Below are 6,388 nucleotides of genomic sequence, written 5' to 3'. Positions count from 1 at the left end.
CTAAAAAACTGATTTTTATAGATTTGATCATATTAAACTAAATTAAAAACTTAATAAACCGGGGCCTGTTTTACCCAGACACCCGGTATTTTTAGAGCGTATTATAAATTATTGCAAGATCCACATCACTCCATCTGTTCGGTCATTTCCTTTGTATTGCCTGTCTAAAGCCGCTTTAAGATTTTCAAGATTGTAATTATATTCATCTGAAGGATAGGTATAACGAACTGGTATCTGGGTCTTATCAAAAGGATTGGTACTTGTTGCAGGGTTTACCGGCAGATTCGGATAACCAGTACGCCTGTAATCATAGTAAGCATCATATGGATATTGCATAAAATACATCAAGTATTTCTGCATCCAGATTTGTTTAAGTTCTCTGTTTTGCACTGAAGAAAAAGATACGTTCTCATTTTTCAAATAGGTATCTGAGATATAGGTAGACGTGATCTTTCTGTCACTGTGGTATTTGACATCATCTGGCGTTGCACTGTTTATAAAATTCATTGATGCCCGGATCCCCTCTTCATAATAAGTTTTTGCGGAGCCGCTCGCCCAGCCCCTCACAATGGCCTCAGCTATAATATAATTCTGCTCAGCATAACCAATCCTGATCAAGGGCTCACCCGGAGCATAAGCCGTATAACGTAAATTTAGCTGTGAGTACTTTTTTGCATTAAACAAACTCACAATTGACGTAAATTCGGCCGAAGGATCGGTTCCCAGATAGGCATCCCAATCTGATGGCAGTTTCCCTTCTGTTTGTGTTTTATATGCCGATGGAGCCGCATAATAGAACAACCGATAATCTCCATATTTCTTTAGAGTATCTACCATTACGCTCGATACCATACTATAACTCGTAAATTTATTGATGGAGTTATTAAAGGGATAGAGCTGATTGGCCTTATCCGAATAAACCAGTTGAAGGTTATCACTATTGCTGCGCAGCAATGGCCCGCTTTGCAGAATTTTTACAAAATTTTCTTTAATCTTCAAATCAGGATCAGTTTCTTTTTTCGAAAGGCTGATCAATACCTTCAGACGAAAAGAATTAACAATTCTGCGCCAGGTATCCACATTGCCATTCAATACCGGATCACCGGAAAAATCCTTACCAGCAGCAAATGCTGCCGCCGAACTTTCCAGATCTCTTAGCACCTGCAGCATCACCTGTTTCTGCGGATCATATTTTGGGGTTACATTTCCGGTCTCCGCGTTGAGTGCTTCAGAATAAGGAATATCACCAACACTCAGTGACAAATAATAAAGTTTATACGCCTTAATAAACAATCCCAATCCAGTGTAAGCTTTTTTGTCACCCTCTGCTGCTGCATCGATCATTTTCTGCACATTCATCAAAACAGTCAATCCCCCGAAACTTGCACTTCCAAAATTATTGTATTGTTCTCCCTGAGGCAACTCTCCCCATGCCATCTGTTTGTTCGTCAACGCAGGCAATATGAAAGTTTTTCCGCCGCTTGCTGTGGTAATGTTCAAAATCAGATTGGTAGCCAGTAAAGACGCTGTTGTCTTTGTAGGCGAATTGGGATTGGTATTGATTTCATCGAATTTCTTGCAAGATGGTAAAAGTGCTGAAGTTATTACGATGATCAGTATAGATCTATAAAATGTTTTCATTTTTTCTTATTTAAAAGGTCGCTTTTATATTAAAACCCATATACCTTACCGAAGGTGAATTTAGGTCATCTCCACCTACATCCGGATCTGAATACTTCCAGTCCTTTGTCCACAACAACATATTCTGTCCAATAAAACCGATAGATGCATTCTTCATTCCAATATTTTTAACCAGCTTACCGGGAAGCGTATAAGTAAGAGACAATTCCCTTAGCTTAAAAAAGGTTTGCTTAAAATAGTTCTGTGCCCCCTGAGAATTCCTGATATAGGTTTCGTAAGACACCGCAGTCGTATTTGGAGCAAAAACCCGGGTATCCGTCAGAATATTTCCATAAACATCCCTGGTGGTTGTACCCGATACCACTTTAACACCATTAGCCACATAAGATTTATTGCCATTAACCACCTCATCATATCTCCAGCTGTTGTCACTATCAATATGCGTTCCGGAGCTCCACATATAGGAGATCATATTGGAATACGCTGTACCACCTACACGGCCGTCAAATGAAAAGCTAAGGCTAAAATTTTTATACTTAAAGGTATTGTTCAACCCCCAGATCCAATCAGGATCAGAATAACCCTGAACAGTTTCCTGCTGACTCTCTACCGGAAAACCATTTTGAAGGATCAACTGTCCATCGGGTGCTCTGTCCCAGGAATTATCACTTACCCAATCATAACGACTTCCCTTGGTTACCCATTGTTTCTTACTGCTGTATACCGGATCCAATGCAGCGTAATACCGACGGTTTGTAGACCAGTTCAAGCCAAGGTCCCAGCTAAAGTTATCGTTTTTCACCACTGTACCTTCCAGACTCAATTCCACACCCCTTCTTTCCAGTTCTTCTTTTGTATTGATCAGCACCTTACTCACCCCGGAAGCGCTACTCACTGTAGAAGAAATGATCTGATTATAATAAAGATTATTGAAATAGGCGGCATCAAAGCGGATCCGGTTTTTCAAAAAGAAAAATCCAGCACCATATTCATAGGTTCTGTTGGTTTGAGGAAGGATATCAGCACCTCTGATGGTTGTTGGAAAACTGCTCGAACTGGAGCCATTCCAAACATTGGTGTTAATGGTATAACTGTTGTTGATCGCATATACATCCGGGTCGAGTTTAGTTTTGGTCCACGACCCTCTAAGTTTGGCCATACTTATCCATAAAGGTAATTTTACCAGTTCAGAAAAAACTAAACTTCCAGATACAGAAGGATAAAAATAAGAACGCTGATTTGCTGCAAGCGTAGAAGACCAATCGTTCCTTCCAGTCAGGTCAATAAAGGCAAAATTATCATAAGAAATACCAGCTTTTGCATAAAGGCTATTTACCTGCTTTTTACTATTGGACGGTGTACTTTTAACGGGATCCACAGATGCCGATATGGAATAAAATCCAGGAACCGTAATTCCATTTTGGGTTTCAGTATTTAAGGAAGAATACTCCCTGTAAAATATACTTCCCCCCACTAAGCCATTCACCTGAAATTTCCCAAATTTATTCTCCGCAAGCAGCATCAAATCATTATTTGTACTAAAAGCATCTGTTTTGGTTAAACTGTAATAACCTTTTTTATTCCAGCCTCCAACTGCACTAATTGGATTCCGCCACTGCGTAGTTTCTGAATAGGTATCCATTCCCGTTCTCAATACAACCTTTAACCACGGTTTGATCTGATAATTTGCATTGATATAGCCATTGGTTAGATTATAATTATCTCCTCTTAAAATCTCATTGGCTATAAAATAAGGATTGTCGTACCAGGTATTTTCCATCCAGTTTTGCAAAATGTTCTCCTTGCCTGCAACCCAATAGTTTTTATAATCCCGGATATCATATTCTGTACCAGACCAGATCAGCAGATTATACAAGTATCCCCCGGCACCATAACCTGCACCAATATTATTTGGATAAAACCTTTTGTTAAATGTAAAACCCCCATCCAGTGTAAAGTCACCAGCTTTAATGTCACCGGAAATGCTTGCAATAACTTTGTTCAGCTTGGTATTCGGGTATTGCCCTCGGTTATATACATCTGTCAGTGAAGCTCTTAAACTACCATTTTTTCCACTTTGCGTAATACTCACATTGTTGTTCAGAATAACACCCTGCTGCAGGAAATTCGCCAGATTGTTTGCGCCTTTTGAAACCAGTGGCATATTTTCAAACTGATAAGTACTGGGGTTATATTGTTTGGCCATTCGTCCAATATCCAGTTTATCTCCCCATACATAATCACCAACCCCATACTTACCTCCGCCTCCGGAACTATAGCCGGTCTGCACCTTAGGAAAAGCCAAAAAACCAGAAGAAAACATACTACTGCTGTTCACCGAGATATCCAAGTTACCATCCTTATTCCCCCTCTTGGTTGTGATCATAATCGCCCCGTTACCGCCCCTGTTTCCATACAACGCAGATGCTGTCGCCCCTTTAAGCACATCAATGCTTTCTATATCATCTGGAGAAATATTATCCAGAGACAAACTAGAATAAGGAACACCATCTATCACCAGCAGCGCATCAGCACCACGAAGCTTAACACTCGGATTGGCCGCAAACTCGGTACTATTCTGAATATTTAATCCAGCAACCTTACCCGTTAGAGAAGTTGCAATATTTACACCTTTTGCCGAAGTCAGACTTGCTCCCGGAACCTTTTGAACCGCATAGCCTAATGACTTCTCTTCTCTTTTAATCCCAAGAGCAGTAACTACAACCTGAGCAAGTTCCATCGTTGCTTCCTTCAAAGTAACCGTAATCCTTGTTTCAGAAGTGACCGTAACTTCTTTTGGCTCATAGCCCATGATCCTGACTACGAGCACATCGTTAACAGCAGCATTGATCACAAACGAACCTTCAGCATCACTAACCGTACTTTTTTTAGTTCCCTTTACAGAAATAGTAGCCCCCGGAATTGGTTTAGAATCCTCACCCACAATCTTACCTCTTAGGTCAATAGCACTTAACATCCCCATCAAATTATCTATAAAAGAAGATTTTGGAGCCAGAACAATTGATTTATCTTCAATAGTAAAAGTAACATCCTCTCCCTGCAGAATCCTGGTCATTGCAACTTCCAGAGGTGCATTTTTTAGATTTAAACTGATCAGTTTATTTTTATTGACCTGTTCAGACTGGGACATAACGATATAGCCCGTTTGTTTTCGGATCTGAAAAAAAACATCCCTTAAACTGATGTTCTCCTTCTGAATGGTAATATTTTGCGCACGTGTAAAAGCGCTCACCTGGATCAAGGACACTAATAATATCAGGGTTGTCAGCCGCATAATCGCCCATATTTTATGGAGATGCCGGTTAGGCATACCAATTCTTTTAGTATAATTTTTATACATTTGTTTTGTTTGGTTTTAGCACGAGTACAGCTAATGCGCTTAGCGCAAGCTTTTCTCGCAGGTTAATGCATTGTGCCTTTGGCTTCGAATCTTTAAGCACCTTGCCTTATCTAATCTGTTCTATTTGGTTATGACCGGCAAAATTAAACCAGGGGTGTTCAAGCACTTCTGGTTTTATTAACCGTTGGTTTTGTTATTTACTTACTATAATCCTCCTTCCTTCAAGCTTAAAGTGCACACCTTCGGTTAATTCTAATTTCTTTAAGATTCCAGAGAGATGGTCATATCTCGAAATACCTCCAAAAAACAGTTTATTCTTATCCGCGTTACGGTAAATAACTTCTATATCATACCATCGGCAAACCTCTCTCATAATATTTTCTAGAGATTCATCATTAAAAACAAACAACCCGTTCTTCCAGGCAATCACATCATCGGTCTCCACAGTTTTTACAGAAAAGCTATTGCCACTTGTCGCCGATTGCTGGTTTGGGACCAATATCTTTTGGTCCTTACTATTGGCTACTTTAACAGAGCCTTCCAGTAAAGTTGTCAAAGTTACTGCCTCTTCCGGATAAGCACTGATATTGAAATGCGTACCCAGTACAGTCACTTCCTGTTGTGAAGTCTTTACAACAAAAGGGTGCTTTTTATCCTTAGCGATTTCGAAATAACCCTCCCCCTTTAATTCTACCCTACGCACGCCATTTTTGTTTAAAGAAGCAGGGTAAATCAAGCTTGATGCAGCGTTTAACCAAACCAAACTACCATCAGGCAAACGGATCTTATAGGTTTCACCTTTAGCCGTAGTCAAGGTGTTTAATGGGTTGCTTTCAATATCTGTATCTTCTATTTCATAGACCAGCTCACCCTCTTTTGTTTTAGAAATGGTCACTCCAGCCTCTTTAGCCAGTGAACCATTATTCACATCAGACAAACGAATTTTTTTCCCATTGGCCAATGTCAAAGTAGCCGATTTTTTGCCTGGCGCTATATCCATCGCAGCAGTTATAACATTCTGATCTCTTTTCTTATCATACTGCTTATAAAAAAAGATACCCGTTCCCACAAGGATCATTACTGCCGCCGCTACACTATATTTAAACCATCCCGATATTGTTTTGCCTGGCTTTGGAAGCTGGCTGCTAATTTTTCTGTCCCATAGCTCATAGTCCGGCTCCGGCATTTCATCAGCCATGGCACGGCTTCTGTTACTGTACCAGGAATTTAATATTGCCTTTTCCTGTTCCGTTGCAGTTCCATTCAGATATTTTTCTATTAAATCCTTTGATTTGTTCTCTTTCATACCGGCTTTAATTGGGGCTGATATGTATAAGACCAATAGCTCAAGCCAGAGTGTAAGATGTTTTTAAAAAAAATTAAACC

General features: G+C 39.9%; 3 protein-coding genes. All 3 read right to left on the bottom strand.

The window, feature by feature from the left end:
• Positions 1-108 precede the first annotated feature (108 nt).
• Positions 109-1,641 (bottom strand): SusD/RagB family nutrient-binding outer membrane lipoprotein, encoded by a 1,533-nt coding sequence (locus DBR11_RS17750; protein ID WP_108553983.1) that lies wholly within the window; start codon positions 1,639-1,641, stop codon positions 109-111.
• A 10-nt stretch (positions 1,642-1,651) separates the two neighbouring features.
• A complete protein-coding gene (locus DBR11_RS17745) occupies positions 1,652-5,002 on the bottom strand; it encodes a SusC/RagA family TonB-linked outer membrane protein (protein WP_199233872.1) in 3,351 nt (1,116 codons plus the stop codon).
• A gap of 193 nt (positions 5,003-5,195) precedes the next feature.
• Positions 5,196-6,308 (bottom strand): FecR family protein, encoded by a 1,113-nt coding sequence (locus DBR11_RS17740; RefSeq protein ID WP_108553982.1) that lies wholly within the window; start codon positions 6,306-6,308, stop codon positions 5,196-5,198.
• Positions 6,309-6,388: the final 80 nt, after the last annotated feature.

The organism is Pedobacter sp. HMWF019 (genome assembly GCF_003061025.1).
In the GTDB taxonomy this organism is placed as follows: Bacteria; Bacteroidota; Bacteroidia; order Sphingobacteriales; family Sphingobacteriaceae; genus Pedobacter.
Note: the sequence above shows the minus strand (reverse complement) of the source record. Positions and strands in the feature narration are given on the sequence as shown.

Coding starts and splice junctions, on each gene's coding strand:
- DBR11_RS17740 (WP_108553982.1), bottom strand. CDS start 6,308: ATGAAAGAGAACAAATCAAAGGATTTAATAGAAAAATATCTGAATGGA.
- DBR11_RS17745 (WP_199233872.1), bottom strand. CDS start 5,002: ATGTATAAAAATTATACTAAAAGAATTGGTATGCCTAACCGGCATCTC.
- DBR11_RS17750 (WP_108553983.1), bottom strand. CDS start 1,641: ATGAAAACATTTTATAGATCTATACTGATCATCGTAATAACTTCAGCA.